Raw genomic sequence first — 20,583 nt, forward strand, 5'->3', positions numbered from 1 at the left:
CAACGGCCAGCCCTTTGGTGCCGGATGGCGAGAGGTCTGGCAGCCGCTTGAGCCCCGGAGACCCATTGGTGAGGCAATCGTCACGGCAATGACCGGCATCCCGATGACGACGAAATATGCGGTTCCGTCACCGCCGCCCCCTCAGGCGATAGCCGATCCCAGCTTCTGTGAAGATGTAGCGAGGGCTGAGCGGATCGTCCTTCAGCTTTTCGCGCAGATGCTGGGTATGGATGCGCAGATAGTGGGTGTTGTCTAGGCTGTGCTGCCCCCAGACTTCCTTGAGCAACTGTCCATGCGTCAGGACCTTGCCGGCGTGGCGGACCAGGAGCGACAGCAGCTTGTACTCGATCGGCGTCAGATGAACCTCTTCGCCATCGACAGAGACCTGACGCGCGGCGAGATCAACCCGCAGACCGTCAACCTCGTAGATCGCAGAACCGCTGTCGCCACCGGTCTGGGAGTGTCGCAGCGCCACACGAATGCGGGCGACGAGCTCACCGGCCGCGAAGGGCTTGGTGAGATAGTCGTCGGCGCCGTTTTCAAGAGCCTGGATCTTTTCGCCTTCCTGTTCGCGTGCCGAGACGACGATGATCGGCGTGCGGGTCCATTCGCGCAGGCGGGCGATGAAGGACTGGCCGTCCTCATCCGGCAGCCCGAGATCGAGCAGGATGACGTCCGGGCGGCGCGCCAGGAGTTCCGCCTGGGCGGCGGTGGCCGTGCCGGCCACGTCGACGGCGAACTCCTGCGCCTCGAGCGTCAGGCGGAGGAACTTGGCGATGGCCGGATCGTCCTCAACGACGAGAATGCGCGTCTCAGCCATGTTCCCCATCCTTGCCGATCGGCAGCGTGAAGATCACGCTGGCCCCGTTCGGCTGTCCCGGCGCAACCGCCGGATTGTTCTTGGCATAGATGATTCCGCCGTGGGCGCCAACGATGCCGCGGCAGATGGCCAGCCCCAGCCCGGCTCCGCCGCCCTGCTGGTCGGGGCGAACGGCGTCGCGATGGAACTTGTCGAAGATGCGCTCCTCCTCCCCTGGCCTGATGCCCGGCCCGTTGTCGGAGACGCGCAGGCGCAACACATCGGCATCGCGCTCAGCCTGGATCGAGATCATGCCCTGCTCGTCGGTGTGGGAAATGGCGTTTTCCAGGAGATTGACCAGCACCTGCTGGATCAGCGCCCCGTCCATCATCACCAGCGGCATGGTGCCCGACAGAGTGGCGTTGATGGTGCGCGCGCCCTTCTGCGGGTCCACCTCGGAGATCGCCGCACCGATGATCTCCTGAATGAGATAGGGCTGGAAGTTGAGCTGCAGCCGGCCCGAAGTGATCGCCGCCATCTTCAGGAGATTGCCGACGAACTTCTGCAGGCGCACCAGCTGCCCCCACAAGCCTGTCAGCTCCTCGACCGCCTCGCGCGGCAGTTTCTTGCGCATCTTGAGGAGGTTGCCGAGCGATCCGTTCATCACCGTCAGCGGCGTCCTGAGATCGTGGGAGACCGAGGCCAGCAACACGTTGCGCAACCGCTCACTCTCGATGTCCACCCGTGCCCGCTCCGCCTCGTCGGCACGTCGGGCACGCTGCAGGGCGCTTGCCACCAGATCGGCGATGGTCTCGAGGCGCATCACCTCGACGCTGGCAAAGCGCCGCCGCGGATCGAGCGGCACCAGCCCCATCACGCCGAGCATCTCGTCCTCCACCTTGAGCGGCAGATAGAGACCGCGTGCCGACGGCATGGTGTCGGTGTCGCGTCCGGCCATCTCGGCATTTTCCATCACCCACTGGATGACGCCTTGCTCCTTGGCGTCGAGCGCCGGCGCGTCGGCGGGATAGACACCAAGGCGACCATGCTCGCCGGCGACGTGAATGGTCGGCGCCACGCCATAGGGAACGCGGATGCGGGTGATCGCCACCTCGCAGATGGCGTCCGTACCGCGTACCGACGACAGGCCTCGGGTGAGGCCATAGAGCAGCTGGGTGTCTTCCTCGCTCTTGCGGGCCTGGCGGGCGTGGCTATGCAGCCGGGCCGTCATGGAGCCGACGATCAGCGAGGTGACCAGCATGAAGGCAAAGGTGAAATAGTAGCCCGGGTTGTCGAAGCGGAAGGAGAAATAGGGCTCGGTGAAGAAGAAGTTGAAGGCCGCTACCGACAGGATAGAGGTGGCAAGAGCGGGTCCGATACCAAAGCGGACGGCACTGACCACGACGGCGACGAGATAGAGCAAGGACAGGCTGTCGGGATCCACCATGCCCCGGAATGGCCAACCGCAGAGCGTGGCGGCCGCCACCACCGGGACCGACCACAGGAGAGCCAGACCGCTGGACACGCCAAAGGCCTGGGTGGGGCGCGGTTCGGTGGTCCGCTCGCCGTCCGGCAGATCGTCCGAAACAGCGACGATCTCCAATCCGGCCCCGCCTTCCAACAGCCGTTGCGACAGCGACTTGCGCCAGAAGAACCACCAGTTGCGGTTGGCGCTATAGCCGACGACGATGCGCGAAAAGCCGTTCTGGCGGGCAAAGGCGAGCGCGGTTGCGGCAGCGTCGACACTGGGCAGGCGAACGATCGTCGCCCCTAGCTGTTCGGCCAACCGCAGGTGCTTCTCCAGCCGTAGCCTGCCCTGCTCGCTCAACCGCTCATGCTGGTGGGTGTAGAGATAGAGCACCGTCCATGGTGCCTTGGCGGCCACTGCCATGCGGCGTGCGCGCCGGATCAGGCGCGCCGAACTCAGATCGGCACCGGCCAGCACCAACACACGGGTGGCAACCTGGCCGCCGCGCTGGCCGAGCGCGAGATTGAGCTCGTCGCTTTCCGCGTCGACGCGGTCGGCGGTGCGGCGCAGGGCCAGTTCGCGCAGGGCCGTCAGATTGGACTTGCGGAAGAAGTTCTCCGCGGCACGGCGGTTGGCGCCCTCGCCCACATAGACCTTGCCGGCGGCGAGCCGTTGCAAGAGGTCGTCGGAGGGAATGTCGATCAGCGCCACCTCGTCGGCCTCGTCGAACACGGAGTCCGGCAAGGTTTCCTGCACCCAGACGCCGGTGAGCTTGGCCACCACGTCGTTGACGCTTTCCAGATGCTGGACGTTGAGCGTCGTGAAGACGTCGATGCCGTGATCGATGAGCGTGCGCACGTCGAGCCAGCGCTTGGGATGGCGCGTGCCCGGAGCATTGGAATGGGCCAGCTCATCGATGAGTATCAGGGACGGATTGCGGGCGAGCGCCGCGTCGAGATCGAACTCGCTGAGCGTGACGCCACGATGATCGATCGCCAGCGGCGGCAGTTGCGGCAGCCCGTCGATCAGAGCCTGCGTCTCGGCCCGGCCGTGATGCTCGATGACGCCGATGACGACGTCGCGCCCGTCGTCGAAGGCCAGACGGCGCGCTTCGCTCAGCATGGCGTAGGTCTTGCCGACGCCGGCAGCGGCGCCGAAGAAGATCTTCAGGCGGCCGCGCCGGCTGACCTCACGGTCGGCATTGACCAGTTCAAGCAGCTTGTCGGGATCTGGACGATCCGTTTCCATCATTGACCCAGCTTGTCGAGCGCCATGTTGGCGGCGAGCACATTGACACGCGGATCGCCGAACAGGCCCAGCGTCCGTCCGGATGTCGCCGACGCAATGGCGGTCCGCACCTGAGCTTCGTCCAATCCGCGCGCCTTGGCAATGCGGCCGACCTGATAGTCGGCGGCGGCTGGGCTGATGTCCGGGTCGAGACCGGAGGCCGAGGCAGTCACCAGGTCGACCGGAACCGATGCCGTGTTGCCCGGATCGGCGGCCTTCAAAGCCGCAACCCGCGCCTTCACAGCATCGATCAGGGTGGGATTGTTGACGCCGAGGTTGGAGCCCGATGAGGCCGAAGCGTCATAGGGGCTGGAGCCGGTCGCCGACGGTCGTCCCCAGAGATAGCGCGGCGCCGTGAAGGTCTGCCCAAGGAGACGGGAGCCGACGATTTCGCCGTTGCCACCGGTGACGAGGTTTCCACCGGCTGCTGCGGGGGACAGGGTCTGCAGTCCGATGGTGGTTATCGCCGGATAGGCTCCACCAAGAAGCAGCGTGAACAGGGTGAGCGCCGCAGCGCTCGCGCGAAGTTGGGATGTCAGTGTCATGACTATTCCTTTCAGGCGAGGCCCGTGGCCGACAGGGCGAGATCGATCAGCTTGATGCCGATGAACGGCGTGACGACACCTCCCAGCCCATAGATGAGAACATTGCGCGTCAGCAGCCGTTCGGCGGATTCGGCGCGGTATTTCACGCCCCTGAGCGCCAGCGGCACCAAGGCGATGATGACCAGTGCGTTGAAGATCACCGCCGACAGGATGGCGCTTTCCGGGCTGGCGAGCCCCATGAGATTGAGCGCACCAAGGGCCGGATAGGTGCCGGCGAAGGCGGCGGGGATGATGGCGAAATACTTCGCCAGATCGTTGGCGATCGAGAAGGTCGTCAGCGCACCGCGCGTCATCAGCAACTGTTTGCCGATCTCGACGATCTCGATCAGCTTGGTGGGATCGCTGTCGAGGTCGACCATGTTGCCGGCTTCCTTGGCGGCCTGGGTGCCGGAGTTCATGGCCACCGCCACGTCCGACTGGGCAAGCGCCGGCGCGTCATTGGTGCCGTCGCCGACCATGGCCACCAGCTCGCCGCCTTCCTGCATGCGGCGGATATACTTGAGCTTGGTCTCCGGCGTCGCTTCCGCGATGAAGTCGTCGACGCCGGCTTCCGAGGCGATGGCCGCAGCGGTGAGCGGGTTGTCGCCGGTGATCATCACCGACTTGATGCCCATCTTCCTGAGGTCGGCGAGGCGCGCCTTGATGTCCGGCTTGACGATATCCTTGAGATAGACGACGCCGAGCACCTGCGGCCCCTCGGCCACCACCAGCGGCGTGCCGCCCTTGCGGGCGATGTCGTCGATCTCGCGCGCCGTATCTGGCGGGAAGGCGCCGCCCTTCATGGCGACCAGGCGCGCGATGGCGTCGCTGGCCCCCTTCATGATGTGGCGTTCGCGGATCACCACGCCGCTGATGCGCTGCTCTGCACTGAAGGGGATGAAGTTGGCTTCCACATCCTTTGCCGTGCGTTCGGGCAGTCCGAACAGGCGCCGGGCTAGCACGACGATGGAGCGTCCTTCCGGCGTCTCGTCGGCAAGCGAGGCCAGCTCGGCGGCTTCCGCCAGTTGCTGGCGCGTCACACCGGGCGCGGCGAAGAACTCGACGGCCTGACGGTTGCCGAAGGTGATGGTGCCGGTCTTGTCCAGCAGCAGCACGTTGACGTCGCCGGCCGCCTCGACGGCGCGGCCCGAGGTGGCAATGACATTGGCGCCGATCAGCCGCTGCATGCCGGAGATACCGATGGCGGAGAGAAGCCCGCCGATGGTTGTGGGGATCAGGCAGACCAGGAGCGCGATCAGCACGGTCACCGTGATCACCGTTCCCGAACCGGCGCGGGTCACCGAAAAGGCCGAAAAGGGCAGCAGCGTCGCCGACACCAGCAGGAAGATGATGGTCATGGCGGCCAGCAGGATCGACAGGGCGATCTCGTTGGGTGTCTTCTGCCGCTTGGCGCTCTCCACGAGACCAATCATGCGGTCGAGGAAGCTCTCGCCGGGATCGGAGGTGACGCGCACCACCACCCAGTCGCTGAGCACCCGCGTACCGCCGGTCACCGCGTCACGATCGCCGCCGGACTCCCGGATCACCGGCGCGGACTCGCCCGTCACGGCGCTTTCGTCGATTGAGGCGATGCCCTCGATCACCTGGCCGTCGGACGGCACGAAGTCGCCGGCTTCGATCAGCACCAGATCGCCCTTGCGCAGGCTGTTGGCGGCAACGGTCTTGAAGGACTTGCGGTCGTCAGCCCGTGTGAGCTGCTTGGCCGACACGTCGCGGCGGGCCTTCTTGAGCGAGTCCGCCTGAGCGCGTCCCTTGCCCTCGGCAATGGCTTCGGCAAAGTTGGCGAAGATCAGCGTGAACCACAGCCAGAAGGTAATCCAGCCGACGAAGCCCGCGCCCTGCCCGCCGGCGAGCGGACTGTTCGGCCAGATCAGGGTCAGCGCGAAGATCGCCGTTGTGACGATGGAGCCGACGAAGACCACGAACATCACGGGGTTGCGCGCCTGATAGAGCGGCGTCAGGCGCGTGATCGACAGCCGGATCGCCGGCCCGACATCGGCGCCGCGAAAGGGATTGAGCGCCGGGGCTGCGCCTACGGCGCGATGGTGTGACTTGGGTTTACCGGACATGGCTTCAGCCTCCGATCATCACGAAATGCTCGATCACCGGTCCAAGCGCCAGCGAGGGCGCATAGGTCAGCACGCCGACCAGGATGATCACGCCGATCAGCACGGCGACGAAGAGCGGGGTATGGGTGGGGAGCGTGCCGGCACTGGCCGGCGTGGTGTTCTTGGCGGCGAGCGACGCACCGATGGCGAGCGCCGGGATCAGCACCATGTAGCGGCCAATCAGCATGCACAGGCCGAGCGCCACGTTGTAGAAGGGCGTGTTGGCGGAGAGACCGGCGAAGGCCGAGCCATTGTTGTTGCCCGCCGAGGTGAAGGCATAGAGTACTTCGGAGAAGCCCTGTGCGCCCGGATTGAGGATGCCGGCCCGGCCGGAGTCCGTCGCCACCGCGATCGCTGTGCCGATCAGCACGACGGCGCAGGGGGCGAGAATGGCGATCGACGCCATCTTCATCTCGAAGCTCTGGATCTTCTTGCCGAGATATTCCGGCGTGCGTCCCACCATCAGGCCGGCGATGAACACCGTGACGATGACGAAGACCAGCATGCCGTAGAGGCCGGAGCCGACGCCGCCATAGATCACCTCGCCGAATTTCATCAGCAGCATCGGTACGAAACCGCCGAGCGGCGTGTAGCTGTCGTGCATGGAGTTGACCGAGCCGTTGGACGCAGCAGTGGTCGCCGCAGCCCAGAGGGCGGAGTTGGCAATGCCGAAGCGGACTTCCTTGCCTTCCATGTTGCCGCCGGGCTGCACGGTCGAGGCCACCTGATCGATGCCAAGGGCGTTGAGATGCGGGTTGCCCGCCTGTTCGGCCGAGGCGGCAAACAGCACCAGCGGCACGAAGACCACCGTCATGGCGGCGATCAGCGCCAGCCCCTGCCGCCGATCCTTGACCATCACGCCGAAGCTGTGGCAGAGCGCCGCCGGTATCAGCAGGATGGCCAGGCATTCCAGGAAGTTGCTGAACGGGGTGGGATTTTCGAAGGGGTGGGCCGAGTTGGTATTGAAGAAGCCGCCACCGTTGGTGCCGAGCATCTTGATGGCTTCCTGGCTGGCCACGGGTCCAAGCGCGATGGTCTGCTTGGCGCCTTCAAGCGTGTGGGCGTCCACATAGGCGGCAAAGGTCTGCACCACGCCCATAGGCCCCAGCACGAAGGCAAACAACAGCGACAGCGGCAGCAGCACGTAGAGGACGGCCCGCGTCAGGTCGACCCAGAAGTTGCCGATGCCCGTCGCCTTGCGGCGCGTCATGCCCCGGACCATGGCGACCAGCACGGCCATGCCGACACCGGCCGACAGGAAGTTCTGCACCGTCAGTCCAGCCATCTGGCTGAAATAGCTGAGTGTCGATTCACCCGCATAGGACTGCCAGTTGGTGTTGGTGACGAAGCTGACGGCAGTGTTGAAGGCAAGATCGGGCGTCAGACCGGGGAGACCCTGCGGATTGAACGGCAACAGGCCCTGCCCCACCAGCATCAGGAACAGCAGTGCGAAACTGGCGCCGGAAAAGACGATCACGGCCATGGCATAGTCGCGGAAGGACATGTCCTTGTCCGCATCCGTGCCGATTGCCGCGTAGACGAGACGTTCCAGCGGCGAAATCACCGGCGTGAGTAGGTTGCGTTCGCCCTGAAACACGCGGGCCATGAAGGTGCCCAACGGAACGACGCATGCGAGGAGAACGACGAGATAGACCGCAATCTGCAGTCCACCCCAGCCGAACAGGGAGGCGGTCATGATAGTCTCCGCAAATCAGGGAAAGAGTTCGGGGCGTATGAGCGCCACCACCAGATAGGCGAGCAGCAGCACGACGATGGCTCCAGCCACCCCATAGAGCGCGATCATGATCCGCTCCGCATCAGACGGTCGACAAAGCTCAGGAACCAGCCGAACAGGACGAAGACGGCCAGGCCGCCCACAAGATAGACAACGGACATTGCAACCTCCTTGGAAGCTGCCAACTCAGCTAAGCCTTTCCCCGTATGCGGGGCATATAGAGGTGTCTGGGGCGCATATAGTTTGCGTAAAGATCAGGAGACAGCGGCAAGCCGCGCACCTGACAGACGCGATTTGGTGCCCGGTTGCGGCGACATCAGACGATGATGTTCGGGACATCTGGGCTGCAGCTGGCCAGCATTTCCTCGTGGGAATAGTTCACGCAGGCGCCATCCGCGCGCCCACTCTTGCAAGACACAACGGATGGCCAATACAGCTCGCGGGCGCTCAGGCCTGCAGGAGCGCGAGCAAGTCGACGATCGGGATCATGGCAAAGTTCGTGTAGGTGTCCGAGACGGCATAGGGCAGCACGATCCGGTCGCCGTGCCGGAGGCCGCCGCAGGTGTAGACCACGTTTGGCACATAGCCTTCCCTTTCGGACGGTTCAGGACTGATCAACGGTTCTGCGGTGCGTCCGAGCACACGGGTCGGGTCGGCCTTGTCCAGCAGCACCGCGCCGATGACATATTTGCGTACCGGACCGACGCCATGGGTGAAGACAAGCCAGCCCTCGTCGAGTTCGATCGGCGAGCCGCAATTGCCGAGCTGGATGAACTCCCAGGGGAAGAGCGGCTTGAGGATAGCCACACCGTCATTCCAGACACGCAGATCGGTCGACGTCATGTAGTAGAGGTTCTCGTTGTCCTGGCGGCCGATCATGGCAAACAGGCCATCGATCTTCCGCGGAAACAGAGCCATGCCCTTGTTGCCGGTCGCATTGCCGAAGAGCGGTTGCAGGCGGAAGGACACAAAGTCGCAGGTAGAGACCAGCTGCGAGCTGATGGCGCGCCCGCTGTAGGCGGTGACGGTCGCATGATAGCTGCGCGTGCCCTCATCGTCGAAGGCCACAAAGCGTGCGTCCTCGATGCCGTTGGCCTGCGCCTCGGTCACGGGAAAGATGACCCTCTCGCCGAGCTGCTGTTCGGCATCAAAGGTGAGATCGACCACTTCGCCCTTGGAACTGTTGGTGCGCTCGGTCACGAGCGGGAGCGACGCGTAGCGCGCCTTCATGTCCATCTGAATGTTGCCATCTTTGCGAATGACGCCGGACTGGAAGGTCAGCGAGGAAATGTGCCCCTCGCCCACGGCGCGCAGGCTGAGCACAAACCGCAGGTCGCCCTCGGAGAGATCGCTCTGGTCTGGATGCGGGACGATGGACGGGTTGAACAGCGCCGAGGCCTCGAAGGAATATTCATGCAGGAAATAGGCGCCGACCAACTGACGTTGATCGTCGCTGAGCGATGGCGGATCGACAAAGGCCCCTTCCAGATCCAATGACTGCGCCCGGCAGATGGCCAGGAAGTTGCGATGGCGCCCCTCGAAGTTGGCCACGATGTGGGCCAGCTGCTGCGCCTCCATTTCTGCCGACATCGCCAGAACGCGGTCGACGATGCGGTTCACCCTCGACTTGTCGATGGATGTGAGATTGCGTGGTTCTGTCGCTGGACGGAAGGGGCGTACGATGACACGAGCGGGATCTGGGTAGAGCCGGATCGGCAAGCGCTGGAATTTTCCCAAGATGGACACCTGAGCCTCACTGCGTCGGCGAAAATCCAATTGGTGTTTGAAGGAACGTTCGCCGCCATTCCTTCGCACCAGTCCCCTCGCCGATCAGGTTCATCCCTTTGCTGGGGACTAGCCTTGCGGCGACGATGCCGGTTTGCATCGGCGAGGTCGTCGTTCGGATCAGCGCGGACGCGGCTTGCCGGCGCCGTTTTCCATCCGTCCAATGGCGGCAATGCGTGGCAGCGGCGTTTGCAGCATGGCGCTCTCAGGCCGGCTTTCGCGTGTGCGCAGCATCCGGCGGATCTCCAGCAGGCTCAGCAGGTAGCAGACGACGGACTCCGCCCCGCAGTTCTCGTTGGCCCGGTCGGGATGCAGCCCATCGCGGCACCGTCCGGTCCGAACATCGGCCAGCGGGACGTTGAGGTCATTGACGCCAAGGAACCAGGCGAACGCGCGCTCGGCGTCATTGCGCCATTTGGCGCTGTTGGTGGCCCGCCAGGCCGCCGCGCAGGCGGAAATGGTGGCGGTTGCCTCCAGCGGCTGCTGGTCGAAGGGTTGCGGTGGTTGCCGCAAAGCGCCGAAACTGTGGGAACCGACGGGCCGGAAGACACCAGAGCTGGTGGTCTGCTGTGTCATGAGCCATTCCAGCGTCCTGAGACCGGCCCTGAGGTAACGGCTGACGCCGGTCGACATCCCCGTGAGGATGAGGGCCTCCGACAGACGGGCGTTGTCATAGGACAGCACGTCCTCGAACCAGATCCACTCCGGAGTCTCCGCCGCCGCGATGTTGCCCATCAGCCGTTCGGCAAGCAGCAGGCGCATGCGATCGGCTTCCGCCACCTCCGGCTCGGCCTTGCAATAGGCGTCAAGGCCAAGGAGGGTTGCGGCGATGGCGCGCGGCGAATGGAACTGCTCGGTCACGACCAGGGCTTTCAGGAAGAGGCCACTGGCCCAGGTCCTTCGCGCGGCGTCCATGTCGCTTTTGGCGCAGATCCCGAGAGCCCAAAGGGTGCGACCGTGGCTATCTTCCGACCCCATGTCCTCGAGCCATCGTCGATCGAAACTCATGAAGTTGCGAAAGCGTCCGATATCGGGGTTCCAGGCATGCTGCACGAAGGAGGAAAACCGCCCGGCCAGTTGGCTTGGCAGATCCGGGGAACTGGAGTTCTCCATCAACACCGCCAGCAGCAGGGCGCGGGCGTTGTCGTCGATGCAATAGCCATGCGCCCTGTCGGGAACGGCGTGAACCGCATGCTGGAACAAGCCGGTGTCGTCAGACATGGCCATGAGGTGATCGATGCTGATCTCCGGCGGAATGCCGACCGGGTGCAGCAGGATCGTCGGGCTCTTGGTCGCCAGGAACACCGGCGTCCGCACGGCGGCCACTTCTTCGAACACCTTGAGATAGCGTCGGGCCGCGTGCGCCCAGGTCTTGGACCGGCTGCGTTCATAGGCCCCATAGGCAAGTGCCATGCGCCGATCGTCATGGGTGAGCAGGTCAGCGACGGCCCGCCCGATGGCAGGGCTGTCACCAAACGGCACCAGCACGCCCGCGCCACCGGCCAGAAGCTCCTGGGCATGCCAATAGGGCGTGGAAACCACAGCCCGGCCGAGCCCGTGGCTGTAGGCCAGCGTGCCGGAGGTCATCTGCTCTTCGTTGAGATAGGGCGTGACGTAGACGTCGCACATGCCGATATGGCGCAGCAACGTCGCCTGATCGACGAACTGGTCGAGGAAGACCACATGGTCTTCGATGCCGAGGGCGGCGACGCGTGCCACCAGGCTCTCGCGATAGGCTTCGCCCTCCTTGCGGATCAGATTGGGATGGGTGGCGCCCAGCACCACATAGACGGCACTGGGACAGGCCTTCAGGATCGCCGGCATGGCGTCGATCATCACCTCGATGCCCTTGTTGGGAGACAGGAGTCCGAAGGTAAGAATGACCCGCCGCTTGTCGTAGCCTTCGCTGCGCTTGATCGCCTCGGGGCTGCAGTAGGGCACGTCGGGAACGCCATGGGAGATGACGACGATCTTCTCCGGCGCCACACCATAGACATCCTGCAATAGCGCCCGTCCCTTTTCGGCCATCACCACCACCTTGGATGAGGCCTTGATCACACGATCCATGACCTCGCGCTGGGCCTGGTTGGGGCGCGCCAGCACCGTGTGAAAGGTCGTCACCACCGGCGCGGTGAGGCGATCAAGCAACGGCAGGATGTTCCTGCCAGCCTTGCCGCCAAAGATGCCGAACTCGTGCTGAAGCGACACGACGTCGACCTGTCCGGTGTTGAGCAGGGTTGCAGCGGCGAGATAGTCCTCAGGACTATCCTCGGCGATCTCGATGCGGACGGCTTCCGGATAGTCATAGCCCTGGCTGCGATCGTTCATGGCGACAATCGAGGTTTCGAGCGCCGGCTCAATGCCGGCAACGGCCCGTTGCAACTCGGATGTGAAGGTCGCGATGCCACAGCGGCGGGGCAAGGAGTTGCCGATGAAGGCGACGCGTCTGATCCGGGGGATGGTGATGGTCATGAGCTTGGCCTCCATGCGAGGGGGATGAAAAGCGAAACGACTGGACTGCGAGAGCGTTCGGTCTGTCGCCACTGAACAATGCTGGACAGTGGTCGATCTCTAGCCACTGCGCCCCGCTCTCGGGCCTGCAGGCCTGAGAGCGGGGTCAGGATGATGCAAGCGGCTAAGAACTGTTCTTGCCGGACGGGGGCAGTCATAGCCTGCCCCCTGTTTCAGGCACCCGAAGCCGCATTGAGGCGGGGTGTTGTGCCAAAGCGCCATCAGGCCGCGGTCGGTACCGCCTGGGCCATGCCAGGTGCGGGTGTTTCGATGCCCGCGTGCACGTGCAAGCTGGTTGGGCTTGTCCGCTCCAGCACGCTGTGGGCCCGTTCCATGTCGCTGGTATCGCCATAGACCATGACCAGGAAGCTGTCGGCCTTCACCGCCGCCTCGTAGAGGACGATGCTGTCCTTGGGGATGCCGAGGCTGTAGAGGCCGGCGCCGAGCGCGCTCAACCCGCCGACCACCACCGCGCCCTCGAGCATGGAGACCAGCGTGGCGGCGAGATAGCCGAGCACGATCACGTTGCCAACCAATGGCATCGAGATGAAGATGCCACCGACGAACAGCCCCCAGAGGCCGCCCCAGAAAGCTCCTTGCTTGCCCCAGAACATGACGCGTTCGCCAATGTTGTAGAAGCCGGTGGCTTTCTCTTCGCTGTGGTAGCCCTTGCCAACGATGCTGAGCGACTTCATGTCGAAGCCGGCCTGGGCCAGATCTCGAATTGCCACTTCAGCGGACTGATGCCCGGGAAACACGGCGACGACTGCGTTTTTCTTCATCATGGGAGTATCCTTTGACTGGAGCCGAAGAGGGGCGTTGCCCTGGAGGCAATCCCGTTGAAATCAGCGTAGGCAGTTGCAACCGCGCCACTTGCAGCCGTCGTCCCCTCGATGGTGCCGGACCCTGAGCCTTCAAGGCAGGTTTCGGCAGGAACGCATCGGCCAGCTCCACTTGCCCAAGCGGACATTGCGACCGCTGCCCCGATCTCATTGGCGGTTATGATGGCGAGCACGCCACTGCAGGCCAGAAGGGATACGATGAGCTTTTTCACTATCGTGCTCCTTGGCGCGTGTTCCGCGGACAGGAGATCCTTGCGGCGCTATGCGCCCCGGCACGGGAAGCCGATGGAAGGGTCCACTCAACACGTTCTGTGAGGGAAGTTCAGTTTGTCCGGATCGTAGCGTCGCAGACAGCCACGGAATCTACTCACGGCTGCGGTCTTCGCGATGTTCACCGCTTCTAGTCCAGCCCGACAGAGTCGCTGGAACGCCCGTGTTTGAGGATGGGCCGGCCTCGACGGGCATCAATGACGCCCGAGGAGCAGATACAGCACGATGATGATCAGGATGAGGCCGATACAACCGCTGGGATAGTAGCCCCAGTTGGCGCTGTGGGGCCAGGTCGGCAATGCACCGATCAAGAAGAGTACCAGTATGATGAAGAGAATGGTACCGATGTTCATGGCATCCTCCGTTGAGTTGAACCTGGCGCAGAGGGGGCCTCGCATTTTCGAGGCCCGACTTGTCGAACCGATTACTTGGCGTATTTGTAATCAGGCAAGGACTGCATGGTTTCCTTGGTGGCGCCGCGCAGCAACATGTTCTTGTCCTGCACGACGAGTGAGGCCGAACTCACCACCACATACTTGGTCCCCATGCCGAGGAAGCCGCCGACCGAGATCACCGCATAGGGCACGTTGCCGTCGGTGGTGATGATCAGGTCGTCGATCGTACCGACGGTTTCATTGGTCTCGTTGACAACCGTGGCACCGACCACCTTGGAGGCGCGGTAGCCCGTTGCCAGCGTCGAGGGATCGATCTTGGTCAGGGCAACGGTTTGGGCCGCGCCCTGTGCCATGAGCGGGGTGGAGGCGATCATCATAGTGCCGATCACGGCACCGGCGAGCAGACGGTTTGCAAATGTCATTTTGAAATCCTCATGTATTCTGCGGTCAGACTGATTGTTCAGCCTTGAGGGCAGGAAGCTGATGTGAATGAAAGCAAGTCCGCCGCCGTCAATCCTTCAGGACGTCCCTGATGTTGCCGACGTTCTTCTGAAACTTGCCCTTGATCTGCACGACCTTGCCCTTCGTCTCCAGCTCCTTGAGCTGAAGAACTTCACCGGCCTTGGCCGTGACGGTTCCGGCGGCCTGCTTGGCAGTGCCGATGATCTGGTCCTTGTTCATGGCCTTGGTCTTTCTGTTGCACAGCCCGTGCAAGCCACAGACTGATTGTTGGAGTAGCCCCCCCCGACCTTCATGGCCGGAGGAGGCCGTCAGTAGCCCATGTGAGGTCCGGGCATCGGACGGTAGTCGCGGCACTCCGCGTAACGCTGCCACTTGGCAGTCTGGCAGCGGTTGTGTCCGCGTATCGGCATGCGAGGTTCGGAGATCACCACGCCGATCCCGGCGACAGGCGCCATGCGGCTGCCGTAGGGGCTTACGCAGGCTGAAAGCCCCAGACCGAGCGCGATCAATGTTGCTAGCGTTTTCATGATGACAGCCTTTCTTGGTAGGTCGGCAAGCCGCTTGGGCAAGGGACAAGCACCCAGTCGGCGACCGGAGAGGAGTTTGAAATTCTTGCCGTTTGCATGGGAGCCGCCGAACGCAGGGGCAGCAGAAGCTCGTTGCGGCGCAGGAACCACGGGGTCCAGGCCGAGCTGTAGCGGGCGACCCAGATCGGGCCGATGGCCAGTTCTCGGCAGGCCAGAGCCATCCAGGTCACGATGCTGGTCTTGGCCTTGATGTCAGGCACCTGTCCGAGCCCGGAGAACCGCAGCGCGGCGACGCGGCTGGGTGGTTGGGCACTGAGACAGACGCGCCGGTCATCGGGGAGCGGCAATGACCCGAGCTGGCCAACGTTCGACAGTGTCAACCGCAAGGTCCACAAGCCGAAATCGTCGCTCTGGACCACCGGCGCGATCGCGCCATTGGTGATGCCCTGACTGCGGACTTGCAACACGGGCGGGATGACAGTCAGGCGGCGTTTGAGTTCATTTCCCCCGGCGAGGTAGTGCCTGAGCAAGCTCATGGCACGTCTTGCCGTTTGCACGCGCCTGCCGGCCAGCGTGACGTCGGCGGCAACCGAAGCGTGATAGTCACGGATCTCGAAATCCTGCTCCTTGAAGATTGTTTCAAAGTGCGGTTCCATGTTGGCCATGTCTGCCTCCTTGGGATTTCGAGCGTCACACGCCCCGGGCCTGCCTTGTTCGCAGGGATCAGCTCTTGTCCTCCGGCTTTTGACGCTTGACGTCGCCACCGGCACCGCCTTCGTTCGCCCAGATGTCGATCCGATCGACTATGGTGTTGCTCGGTACGTCGGGCGCCGCAGCAGTCGGAGACTGCGTGTACAGTCGGTTGGGCGGCTTGCTGCGCGCCTTGCGGTTACCGTTTGCGCGCGGCTTGCGCATGGACGCGATCATCTCGGCACCAGATGCGACTCCACCAGCCAGATCTGCTGGTCGACGCCGCGGGAAATCTCGGTGAAGAGATCTGCGGTTTCCGCGTCACCGATGCTCGAAGTGTCGAGAATGGCTTCGCGTGTCGACTGACCGAAGGCGGCGAGCGTCGCGGCAACCATGAAGACATGTTCGTTCTGATCGGCGACGCCGAGGGAGTAAGGCACCAGGAACGAGGCTTGCGCCGCAACCTGAACCGTTCCCTTGGCCGTTCCGCCCAGTCCGCCGGCCCGTTCGGCCAGCTGATCGGCATAGGTGTCGACCTCACCGGCAACGCGGTCGAACAGTTGATGAATCCCGATGAAACCCGGACCGCGAACGTTCCAGTGCGCCTGCTTGACCTGACCGTGCAGGTCGATGGCGGCGGCCAGATGCTTGTTGAGCACCTCGACGGACTTCGTGCGAATGTTTTCGGAAAGTGTGTTGTGCGTCGAGTGCATGACTTTATCCTTTTCGGTGATCCTGTCGCTGAGCGCTGGTGAAACCAGCCAGGAGGGCAGCCAGCAGGAACAAGACCTTGTTGTCCTGGAACGAAGACAGGAGTTCATCGTTCGGCCGCTTGGTGGCGACAGGCGCCGGTGCCTTGAGAGCCCGTTTGGTCAGCACCAGCAAGCCTGCGGCTGCTATCAACAGGAGCGCTGAGGAGACGATCAGCGGAGCGATCCAGGGACCGACAAGTGGCAGCATCGCGATCCATAGTGCGACGAGAGCGCAGCCCGCCGCCGCGATACTGCAAAGCAGTACCGTCGTGGCGATTGCCAGACTCCAGCCGGCATGGCGGGCGCCGCTCCTGAGGTCATGTCCGAGCGACGCGCAAGCGGCGTTTGCCGCTTGCCGAATGGCGGCATTCATCGCGCGTTCTGGGACGGCGAGGCCAGCAGGCGCCCCCCAACATATCCCAAGCCAAGTGCGATCAGCAGCGACAGCACCGGACGCGCCTCGATCTCATCGCCGATCCATTTCAGCGACTGCTTGCCTTCCTCGGTGACCGTGGAAACCACTTTGCGGGCGGCTACGTCGATCTGGTTGGAAGCGGCCTCGGCACCGTTGGAGACACCAGTCTTCAGATGGCTCATGATACCGGCGACATCGTCGCGGAGTGCAGCAAGATCAGACTGCAACATTGCGAGATCTGGGCTCTGACCATTTGATGAGGACATCGAAACTCTCCTTTTTGTTTTGCTTTTTATTGTGTTTCTCAACACTTTTATTAATACAAAATTAGGAGACCCGAAGACAGGTTCGGCAACTACTCAATTTCTGCGGCATATAGATAGTTGTCTTCGCGTATTTGTAATTGAATTTCCCGCTGGAAAAATTCAGACTTTGACAAAATTACTTAGTGCACGACAACTGACTGGCGCTCGCAGAACTTCAAATGTCCAGCCGGGCACGGCCTGCACTGTTGCTTGACCGGTCCCGACAGACATTGCTGAGGCTCACCGATAGACGAGACCGCCATCGATAAGGGGTGCCTGGCCCGTCATGTAGTCGGCATCCGGCCCTGCCAGGAAGGCAACGAGCCCGGCAACGTCCTCCGGTGTCTCCGCCCGCCCCAATGCGATGCCGCCAACGTATTTCTTGTAGGTTTCGCCGATGCCGGCTCCGGTCAACAGCGACATGCGCTTGTCGATCTCGACCCACATGTCCGTTCCGACCACCCCGGGGCAATAGGCATTGACCGTGATGCCGTCGGCGGCAAATTCGCGAGCTGCGGCCTGGGTCAAGGCCCGCACGGCAAACTTGGTAGCCGAGTAGACGCCCAAAAGCGCGAAGCCGTCGTGGCCGGCGATCGAGGATGCGTTGATGATCTTGCCGGGCTGCCTGCGTTCAAGGAACTTCCGCGCCGCAGCCTGAATGCCCCAGAGGACACCGCCGACGTTGATCCTCATGATCTGGTCGAGCTCGTCTGCCGTCACGTCGGAGATCGGCTTGACCTGCGCGATGCCGGCATTGTTGACCATGATGTCGAAGCCGCCGAGTGCCCGTTCGGCATGATTGACGGCAGCAAAGACGCTGTCGCGCAAACTGACGTCGGCCATGAAGACCGTGGCTTTGCGCCCGATCGTGGCGATTTCCCGCGCGACGGCGACGAGCTTGTCCTCCTTGATGTCGACAAGCGCAACGTCCGCCCCCTCACGCGCCAGTCGCAAGGCAATGCCCCTGCCGATCCCTTGTCCGGCGCCGGTCACGAGCGCTACTTTTCCTGTGATCGTCATATGATTGCTCCCGCATGGTAAGCCGCAGGTCGCCGAAGTGCGGCGCCTGCGACGGGGGTGATTGATGATTGCGTTTCTGTTCAGCCGAGGGATCTTCGGACACCGGCCTTGCCGGCGGCGTGCCGTTGAAGAGCCGGCACGCGAAGACCGCCAAGGCTAGTTTGCGGCGAACACGGAGTTGCTGTCCGCGTCGGGGACTCGCCTTGCCAGCGTATTGCCCGGCACTGAGCGCTCATGGCGCTCGGTCACGTCGCGTATGTGGTAAAATGAGGCGCCGTGTTCCCTCGGCATGACCTTGGTGATGCGGCACTTGACTGGTCTGCCAATGACTGAATCATTGTAGACGACTGTGTCGCCGACGGCGAAAACTTCTGGCATCTGGATTTCCTGATGATCTGACCCTTTGCTTGAAAGGGTCGCGCTTGGACAAAGCGATGGTTCGGGCGTCGTCGCCCGTGGGCAAAGCCCGTCTGAATGGGGCGCCTTGTCCCCGAGTCCGGGGCCATTGCGACCGGTCGGCGCGCGGCTACGCCTGCGCTACCTTCAAAATCAAGGTTAGCTGCCAGTACACACCAGTGGCAGCACCGGAATATACCTACAACCTCTTTCGTGACCGCCCCTCTTTACGTCGAGCGGCCTCTTCTGAGTAGATTCCGAGCCTCGCACGCGTGTAGCGCTGCGGTATATTTCACCTCTAGGTGAGCCGAGCCGCGCGACCACCCCGTTGCGTCGGACTTCAGGAAAGCTCCGGTCGGTCCGTCGTTGTCCAAGCACAGGACGGGACCCGCTGCCACAAGCCCGCAGGGCTCCTCATGACACTTCCCTGAACAGGATCATGATCGGCCCGAACCAACTGCGGCTTCGGCCACGTCAAGAAGAATGCCCTGCGGGCGCCTCTGCGTCCATTCAGGTGCTCGACCTGCCCTTCAGGTCGCCAAGCAATGGAGACTACCAATGCCTACCGATTTCCGAAACTCGCAGCGCCAAGCCGGAATGTCCTTCACCAACAAGATTTGGCTTGTCGTGGTTGTCGTCGTTGTGGCGTCCTTCGCCTGGATCTATTTCGGGCCGAGTTCGAAAGCACCTGTACTGCCCCCCAAGGCTGACATCTCCACCGGAACCAAGGTTCCGGCACCGAACTCGACGAGTACGACGGCGACGACGCCTTCAACCACGACGCCTTCAACCACAGCCCCTTCGACGACCACGCCGTCGACAGCCGCTACGCCGACCTTGCCGCCAGCCCCGAGTACGACGGCACCGAGCACCTCTACGACCACACCGGCGACTCCGACCGCTCCGGCCGCTCCGGCCAAGCCGTAACAGGTCTCCCTGCACCTGCAGCCGGATCGAACGCCACACGTCTCGACCCGGCCGCATAGGCCAACCCCAAGGCCTTCACCACACGGATGCACCGCCACTCTTCAAATTCGCCACATCAACCCACCAGGCGTTCCCGATCGCATGCCGCTCATCGAAGTCGTGATGAAGTGTCGATCAAGGAAACCGTCCTGACGCATCCGTCCGTGCCCAGCGGCCCTGTCGCCGCTGGGCACGTTTGCGTTTGCCGCCCAGGCTCTATGCCACGCAAAAAAGTCCCGAGACCGCAGACCTGACTGAACAGGATCTGCGCGCTCGGGACTTTGAATTGACCGACCTTATGTCGACACACCCTTTGGCGCCTTGCCAACCCGGTTGACCCCGCCTGAGGTGGCAGGCTCACACCAAGTGTCATTGAAAATGACTCTTGGTGTTCCGTATTCGAATTTCTCATGCCTTTGACGCAAATAAGAAATTCGTATTATTCTCAATGAGCCAATGCGTCAGCATTCTGGCGAATTGGTATCACAGGGTTGGGCGGCTCTGCACCTGGCCCTTGGGGATGCCCCCGCGCAGGTCGAGTGCGAGCGCCGCGTCGAGATCCTCCTGGCGGATCGGAAAGACCGATGTGGCCATGGCGGATTCGGCGAGGGACGGAATGTGGAACCAAAACGCCGTAGCTCGGGACGCAACGAAGGACAGCCCCGGGATATCCTCAAGATCTGTGACGACCTTGTAGGTGCCCGCAGGCTGCACGTCGTCCAGCGGCTTGAGCAGGAACGGGTGTCGGAATGTGACCGTCGACTCGGTGCTGCGATTGGCCATGGCTGCGCCTCGTCACGCCTTCTTCTTGCCGAAGCCGCCGAGCGGAGCACTCTTTGCCATCAGCGCCGAAGTACTGGAAAGCGTGGAGTCCACCTTTGCCGCCTTCTTCTCGCCCTTGGGCTTGCGGTTCTCTTTGTTGCCGCGCTTCTGTGCTTTTGCCATGGTCGTGCCCTCGGTTCTGGTGGATGGGTTGTGGCGGCGCGTCTTGAACCCAGGTGCATCCGTTTGCCACTGTTCGACACGGGTTGCGTGTCATCATCGGGCAGCGCGAACGTCGAAGGCGGGAACGGAAATGAAAGCAGCCTTGCTTGTCTGATCGGCGGCGTTCAGCGTTCGAACTTGCCCGGCGCGAACCGGATATTCAGTTGAAGCACCGAAAAGAAACAGCGCCCATCAAGTCGCTTCATGACTTTTTGATGTGCCACCTGTGCAGATGGTGATCGTTTTCAAATTTACAAGCGA

Annotated in this window: 21 protein-coding genes; all 21 read right to left on the reverse strand. The window is 62.9% G+C overall.

The window, feature by feature from the left end:
• Positions 1–127 precede the first annotated feature (127 nt).
• The 21 genes from L2I41_RS12315 to L2I41_RS12415 all read right to left on the reverse strand — a co-directional run bounded on the left by L2I41_RS12315 (position 128) and on the right by L2I41_RS12415 (position 20,283).
• Positions 128–820 carry a response regulator gene (locus tag L2I41_RS12315; protein WP_237153861.1) on the reverse strand — a complete coding sequence of 231 codons (693 nt, stop codon included), beginning with the start codon at positions 818–820 and terminating at the stop codon, positions 128–130.
• Positions 813–3,518 (reverse strand): DUF4118 domain-containing protein, encoded by a 2,706-nt coding sequence (locus L2I41_RS12320; protein WP_237153862.1) that lies wholly within the window; start codon positions 3,516–3,518, stop codon positions 813–815. Before L2I41_RS12320 ends, L2I41_RS12315 begins: the two co-directional genes overlap by 8 nt.
• Positions 3,515–4,099 (reverse strand): potassium-transporting ATPase subunit KdpC, encoded by a 585-nt coding sequence (gene kdpC / locus L2I41_RS12325; protein WP_237153863.1) that lies wholly within the window; start codon positions 4,097–4,099, stop codon positions 3,515–3,517. Before kdpC ends, L2I41_RS12320 begins: the two co-directional genes overlap by 4 nt.
• A gap of 11 nt (positions 4,100–4,110) precedes the next feature.
• On the reverse strand, positions 4,111–6,228 hold the full coding sequence (kdpB, locus tag L2I41_RS12330; RefSeq protein ID WP_237153864.1) for a potassium-transporting ATPase subunit KdpB: 2,118 nt from the start codon (positions 6,226–6,228) through the stop codon (positions 4,111–4,113).
• Positions 6,229–6,232: 4 nt separating this feature from the next.
• Positions 6,233–7,963 (reverse strand): potassium-transporting ATPase subunit KdpA, encoded by a 1,731-nt coding sequence (gene kdpA, locus L2I41_RS12335; protein ID WP_237153865.1) that lies wholly within the window; start codon positions 7,961–7,963, stop codon positions 6,233–6,235.
• A 15-nt stretch (positions 7,964–7,978) separates the two neighbouring features.
• Positions 7,979–8,071, reverse strand: coding sequence for a K(+)-transporting ATPase subunit F (gene kdpF / locus L2I41_RS12340; RefSeq protein ID WP_237153866.1), 93 nt, complete (start codon positions 8,069–8,071; stop codon positions 7,979–7,981).
• A 378-nt stretch (positions 8,072–8,449) separates the two neighbouring features.
• Positions 8,450–9,748: a glycoside hydrolase family 130 protein gene (locus L2I41_RS12345; protein WP_237153867.1), complete on the reverse strand. Its 1,299-nt coding sequence runs from the start codon at positions 9,746–9,748 to the stop codon at positions 8,450–8,452.
• Positions 9,749–9,907: 159 nt separating this feature from the next.
• Positions 9,908–12,247, reverse strand: coding sequence for a glycosyltransferase family 4 protein (locus L2I41_RS12350; protein WP_237153947.1), 2,340 nt, complete (start codon positions 12,245–12,247; stop codon positions 9,908–9,910).
• Positions 12,248–12,519: 272 nt separating this feature from the next.
• Positions 12,520–13,083, reverse strand: a complete 564-nt coding sequence (locus tag L2I41_RS12355) for a general stress protein (protein WP_237153868.1) — start codon at positions 13,081–13,083, stop codon at positions 12,520–12,522.
• A gap of 521 nt (positions 13,084–13,604) precedes the next feature.
• The gene (locus L2I41_RS12360; RefSeq protein ID WP_237153869.1) at positions 13,605–13,763 is read right to left on the reverse strand and encodes a DUF3309 domain-containing protein; all 159 of its coding nucleotides are present in this window, start codon (positions 13,761–13,763) and stop codon (positions 13,605–13,607) included.
• A gap of 71 nt (positions 13,764–13,834) precedes the next feature.
• The gene (locus tag L2I41_RS12365) at positions 13,835–14,227 is read right to left on the reverse strand and encodes a PRC-barrel domain-containing protein (RefSeq protein ID WP_237153870.1); all 393 of its coding nucleotides are present in this window, start codon (positions 14,225–14,227) and stop codon (positions 13,835–13,837) included.
• 88 nt (positions 14,228–14,315) lie between these two features.
• Positions 14,316–14,486: a CsbD family protein gene (locus tag L2I41_RS12370; RefSeq protein WP_237153871.1), complete on the reverse strand. Its 171-nt coding sequence runs from the start codon at positions 14,484–14,486 to the stop codon at positions 14,316–14,318.
• 304 nt (positions 14,487–14,790) lie between these two features.
• The gene (locus tag L2I41_RS12375; protein ID WP_237153872.1) at positions 14,791–15,459 is read right to left on the reverse strand and encodes an SOUL family heme-binding protein; all 669 of its coding nucleotides are present in this window, start codon (positions 15,457–15,459) and stop codon (positions 14,791–14,793) included.
• A 58-nt stretch (positions 15,460–15,517) separates the two neighbouring features.
• Entirely contained in the window at positions 15,518–15,709 is a 192-nt protein-coding gene (locus L2I41_RS12380; protein WP_237153873.1) for a hypothetical protein, read from the reverse strand.
• 8 nt (positions 15,710–15,717) lie between these two features.
• A complete protein-coding gene (gene dps / locus L2I41_RS12385; protein ID WP_237153874.1) occupies positions 15,718–16,197 on the reverse strand; it encodes a DNA starvation/stationary phase protection protein Dps in 480 nt (159 codons plus the stop codon).
• 4 nt (positions 16,198–16,201) lie between these two features.
• On the reverse strand, positions 16,202–16,609 hold the full coding sequence (locus L2I41_RS12390; protein WP_237153875.1) for a phage holin family protein: 408 nt from the start codon (positions 16,607–16,609) through the stop codon (positions 16,202–16,204).
• Positions 16,606–16,833, reverse strand: coding sequence for a hypothetical protein (locus L2I41_RS12395; RefSeq protein ID WP_237153876.1), 228 nt, complete (start codon positions 16,831–16,833; stop codon positions 16,606–16,608). The genes L2I41_RS12390 and L2I41_RS12395 overlap by 4 nt, the downstream gene beginning before the upstream one ends.
• Before the next feature lie 363 nt (positions 16,834–17,196).
• Positions 17,197–17,976, reverse strand: coding sequence for an acetoin reductase (locus tag L2I41_RS12400; RefSeq protein WP_237153877.1), 780 nt, complete (start codon positions 17,974–17,976; stop codon positions 17,197–17,199).
• A gap of 1,058 nt (positions 17,977–19,034) precedes the next feature.
• Positions 19,035–19,256, reverse strand: a complete 222-nt coding sequence (locus tag L2I41_RS12405; RefSeq protein WP_237153878.1) for a hypothetical protein — start codon at positions 19,254–19,256, stop codon at positions 19,035–19,037.
• Positions 19,257–19,821: 565 nt separating this feature from the next.
• Positions 19,822–20,121 (reverse strand): hypothetical protein, encoded by a 300-nt coding sequence (locus L2I41_RS12410; RefSeq protein ID WP_237153879.1) that lies wholly within the window; start codon positions 20,119–20,121, stop codon positions 19,822–19,824.
• 12 nt (positions 20,122–20,133) lie between these two features.
• The gene (locus tag L2I41_RS12415; protein WP_237153880.1) at positions 20,134–20,283 is read right to left on the reverse strand and encodes a hypothetical protein; all 150 of its coding nucleotides are present in this window, start codon (positions 20,281–20,283) and stop codon (positions 20,134–20,136) included.
• Between the last annotated feature and the right edge of the window lie 300 nt (positions 20,284–20,583).

The organism is Oryzibacter oryziterrae (genome assembly GCF_021864535.1).
Taxonomy (GTDB): domain Bacteria; phylum Pseudomonadota; class Alphaproteobacteria; order Rhizobiales; family Pleomorphomonadaceae; genus Pleomorphomonas; species Pleomorphomonas oryziterrae.

What these genes read in the sequence shown, in the direction of transcription:
- L2I41_RS12415 (WP_237153880.1), bottom strand. Translation starts at nt 20,283, where the DNA reads ATGGCAAAAGCACAGAAGCGCGGCAACAAAGAGAACCGCAAGCCCAAG.
- L2I41_RS12390 (WP_237153875.1), bottom strand. Translation starts at nt 16,609, where the DNA reads ATGAATGCCGCCATTCGGCAAGCGGCAAACGCCGCTTGCGCGTCGCTC.
- dps (WP_237153874.1), bottom strand. Translation starts at nt 16,197, where the DNA reads ATGCACTCGACGCACAACACACTTTCCGAAAACATTCGCACGAAGTCC.
- L2I41_RS12370 (WP_237153871.1), bottom strand. Translation starts at nt 14,486, where the DNA reads ATGAACAAGGACCAGATCATCGGCACTGCCAAGCAGGCCGCCGGAACC.
- L2I41_RS12315 (WP_237153861.1), bottom strand. Translation starts at nt 820, where the DNA reads ATGGCTGAGACGCGCATTCTCGTCGTTGAGGACGATCCGGCCATCGCC.
- kdpF (WP_237153866.1), bottom strand. Translation starts at nt 8,071, where the DNA reads ATGATCGCGCTCTATGGGGTGGCTGGAGCCATCGTCGTGCTGCTGCTC.
- L2I41_RS12410 (WP_237153879.1), bottom strand. Translation starts at nt 20,121, where the DNA reads ATGGCCAATCGCAGCACCGAGTCGACGGTCACATTCCGACACCCGTTC.
- kdpC (WP_237153863.1), bottom strand. Translation starts at nt 4,099, where the DNA reads ATGACACTGACATCCCAACTTCGCGCGAGCGCTGCGGCGCTCACCCTG.
- L2I41_RS12395 (WP_237153876.1), bottom strand. Translation starts at nt 16,833, where the DNA reads ATGAGCCATCTGAAGACTGGTGTCTCCAACGGTGCCGAGGCCGCTTCC.
- L2I41_RS12360 (WP_237153869.1), bottom strand. Translation starts at nt 13,763, where the DNA reads ATGAACATCGGTACCATTCTCTTCATCATACTGGTACTCTTCTTGATC.
- L2I41_RS12355 (WP_237153868.1), bottom strand. Translation starts at nt 13,083, where the DNA reads ATGATGAAGAAAAACGCAGTCGTCGCCGTGTTTCCCGGGCATCAGTCC.
- kdpB (WP_237153864.1), bottom strand. Translation starts at nt 6,228, where the DNA reads ATGTCCGGTAAACCCAAGTCACACCATCGCGCCGTAGGCGCAGCCCCG.
- kdpA (WP_237153865.1), bottom strand. Translation starts at nt 7,963, where the DNA reads ATGACCGCCTCCCTGTTCGGCTGGGGTGGACTGCAGATTGCGGTCTAT.
- L2I41_RS12400 (WP_237153877.1), bottom strand. Translation starts at nt 17,976, where the DNA reads ATGACGATCACAGGAAAAGTAGCGCTCGTGACCGGCGCCGGACAAGGG.
- L2I41_RS12320 (WP_237153862.1), bottom strand. Translation starts at nt 3,518, where the DNA reads ATGATGGAAACGGATCGTCCAGATCCCGACAAGCTGCTTGAACTGGTC.
- L2I41_RS12380 (WP_237153873.1), bottom strand. Translation starts at nt 15,709, where the DNA reads ATGCGCAAGCCGCGCGCAAACGGTAACCGCAAGGCGCGCAGCAAGCCG.
- L2I41_RS12375 (WP_237153872.1), bottom strand. Translation starts at nt 15,459, where the DNA reads ATGGCCAACATGGAACCGCACTTTGAAACAATCTTCAAGGAGCAGGAT.
- L2I41_RS12365 (WP_237153870.1), bottom strand. Translation starts at nt 14,227, where the DNA reads ATGACATTTGCAAACCGTCTGCTCGCCGGTGCCGTGATCGGCACTATG.